Origin of the sequence: Sphingomonas sp. Leaf25 (assembly GCF_001421635.1) — a bacterium.
Classification (GTDB): Bacteria; Pseudomonadota; Alphaproteobacteria; order Sphingomonadales; family Sphingomonadaceae; genus Sphingomonas.
Genome location: NZ_LMKU01000030.1, coordinates 157229 through 159814, shown reverse-complemented (window position 1 = coordinate 159814; position 2586 = coordinate 157229). Strand labels below are relative to the sequence as shown.

General features: G+C 69.5%; 3 protein-coding genes. 2 read left to right on the top strand and 1 reads right to left on the bottom strand.

The genetic code is table 11. The features are described from left to right. Window positions 1-82 precede the first annotated feature (82 nt). Window positions 83-1261 (bottom strand): chromate efflux transporter, encoded by a 1179-nt coding sequence (gene chrA, locus ASE78_RS14590; RefSeq protein ID WP_056498180.1) that lies wholly within the window; start codon window positions 1259-1261, stop codon window positions 83-85. Window positions 1262-1444: 183 nt separating this feature from the next. Here chrA and ASE78_RS14585 point away from each other — a divergent pair, with 183 nt between their 5' ends. Continuing rightward, window positions 1445-1813: a BlaI/MecI/CopY family transcriptional regulator gene (locus ASE78_RS14585; RefSeq protein WP_055759085.1), complete on the top strand. Its 369-nt coding sequence runs from the start codon at window positions 1445-1447 to the stop codon at window positions 1811-1813. Then, window positions 1810-2586, top strand: a 777-nt coding sequence (locus ASE78_RS14580) for a M56 family metallopeptidase (RefSeq protein ID WP_235515092.1), incomplete at its 3' end; no start/stop codon positions are given. The genes ASE78_RS14585 and ASE78_RS14580, both read left to right, overlap by 4 nt.

Genomic DNA, 2586 nt, shown 5'->3' with positions numbered 1-2586 from the left:
GGGCTTGGGGCGGGTGCCGGCGTTTCCTCGCGGGCCGACCCACCCCCGGCCCCTCCCTTGTCAGGGAGGGGAGAGCGGCGCGCTACAAAGGCAGCAGCGCGCCCGCGAGCAGGCCGGCAGCGAGGATCGCGGGCGTTACCCAAGTCCCTTTCAGCCGGATCGCCGCCAGCAGCGCGGCGGCGAACAGCGCGATCGCGATCGGCAGCCCTGTCACCCGGCCGGCGGTGGCGGTGGCGAGGCCGGCGAAGGTCGCGGCGATGATGCCGATCACCGCCGCCGCGACGCCGGTCAGCGCGCGCTGCAACGCCGGATGGGCGACGATCGCCTCCAGCCGTTCGTAGAAGACCAGCGAGAAGGCGAAGGCGGGGAGGAACATGCCGGCGGTGATCGCGAGTGCCCCCCACAGCCCGCCGCTGACATAGCCGACGAAGGTCGCGAAGATCACCAGTGGGGCTGGCAGCAGTCCGGCGATGGCGATGCCGTCGAGGAACGCCGCATCGCCGATCCAGCCGCGCCCGACGGTGTCGGCACGGACATAGGGGATGGCGGTATACGCCCCGCCGAAGGTCAGCAGGCCGCCCTTCAAGCCGGCGAGGAACAACAGGCCGACGGTCGGTGTCGTGGCGGCGAGCGTCGCCGGGCGAAGGCCAAACGGCTGGACGACCAGCGTGAGCGTCACCGCCAGCACCACGATGCCGACGACGACCAGCCGGCGCGCGATCAACGCATAGACCGCGCCCGCCGCCGCGAGCACGATCCAGAACGGCCCGCCGGCAAACGTCGCGGCGAAGGCGGCAAGCGCGAGAACGCCCAGCGCCGGCCCCTCGATCACATGCTGGCCGATCCGCGATACCGCGCGGGCGATGACCGCCAGCACGACGATCTGCACCCCGAGCAGCGGCCCGGCAAAGGCGGCCATGCCCGCGACGAAGCGGACATAGGCCCAGCCGGCGAGCAGCATCAGCAGCAGGCCGGGCAGCATGAAGCCAAGGCCGGCGAGCAGCCCGCCGATCCGCCCGCGCGCGATCATGCCCAGATGGACGCACAGTTCATGCGCCTCGGGGCCGGGCAGGACCTGCAACACCGCGAGCAGCCGGTTGAAGCGGGCGGAATCGATCCAGCGTTCGCGCGTGACCAGCGCGTCGCGCAGCATCGCGATCTGCACCACCGGTCCGCCGAAGGCGAGCGCACCGAAACGGAGGAATTTGAGGAACAGCGCGACCAGCCCGATCGCGGGTGGGGCAGGGGTAGTATCCGGCATCATACGCTCCGATACCGTCGCGCTAGGGCACGACGACAGGAGCGGAGCTTGGGCGGGAATACCGCCTGAACGGGCGTCCGCTGTTGGCCCGTGGACCGGACCTTCCGCAAGTGCTGCGACGGCGTCAATAGGGCTTCAAGTTTACGCTTGTAATCGTAACGACCACGGGTGTAGTCATCGACCATGGCCGAACGAATCAGCGATGCCGAGCATGCCGTGATGGAAGTGCTCTGGGACGAAGCCCCGCTCACCGCGCAGGAGGTGGTCGAACGCGCCGCGCCGAGCCGGGGATGGAGCGCCAACACCGTCAAGACGCTGCTCGGGCGACTGCTCGCCAAGGACGTGGTCGGGGCGGAAGAGGATGGCCGGCGCTATCGCTATCGTCCGCTGGTGGCGCGCGAAGAATATGTCGCGGGTGAATCGCAACGGTTCATCGACAAGCTGTTCGGCGGGAGCCTGACCCCGCTGGTCGCCCATCTGGCCCAGCGGGACCAGTTGAGCGCGAAGGAAATCGACGAGATCGAAGCTCTGTTAAAGGCGCTGAAACAATGATCGGATGGGCGGTGGAAACGCTGGCGGCGACGACGCTGCTGATGCTGCTGGTGCTGGCGGTCCGGGGGCCGGTCGCGCGGCGCTTCGGGCCGCAGGTGGCCTATGCGCTGTGGGCGCTGCCTGCGCTGCGCATGATCCTGCCGCCCATTCCCGATGCGTGGCGTCCGGTGGAGTTCCAGCCGATCGGCGCTGCAACCGAACCGGGCGTGGTGATGCTGGGCGTACCGGTGATTGATGTGCCCGCGTTGCCGCAGGGGTGGGGGATGGCCGACGTGCCGCTGGCGGTGGTCGCGCTGTGGTTTCTCGGCACGATCGGCTTCGTCGGATGGCATGTCGTGCAGCACCGCCGGTTCTGCGCGAAGGTGCTGGCGTCGGGCCGGTCGAAGGGGGTGGCGGGGGGCCATGTCCGCATGATCGAGACGCCGCATGCCGCAGGTCCCCTCGCCTTCGGGGTGGTCCGCCGTTACGTCGCGATGCCGATCGATTTCCGCGAACGCTATGACGATCGCGAACAGGCATTGGCGCTGGCGCACGAGCTGGGCCACCATGCGCGCGGCGACCTTGCCGCCAACTGGGCGGCGCTCGTCATCCTTGGCTGCCACTGGTTCAATCCGGTCGCGTGGCGTGCGTTCCGGGCGTTCCGCGCCGATCAGGAGATGGCGTGCGACGCGATGATCCTCGCCCGCGCCACGCCGGGGGTCCGCCATGCCTATGCCACCGCCATCGTCAAGTCGGCGCATGGCCAGGCATTGTCGGCCGCCTGCCACCTTCAC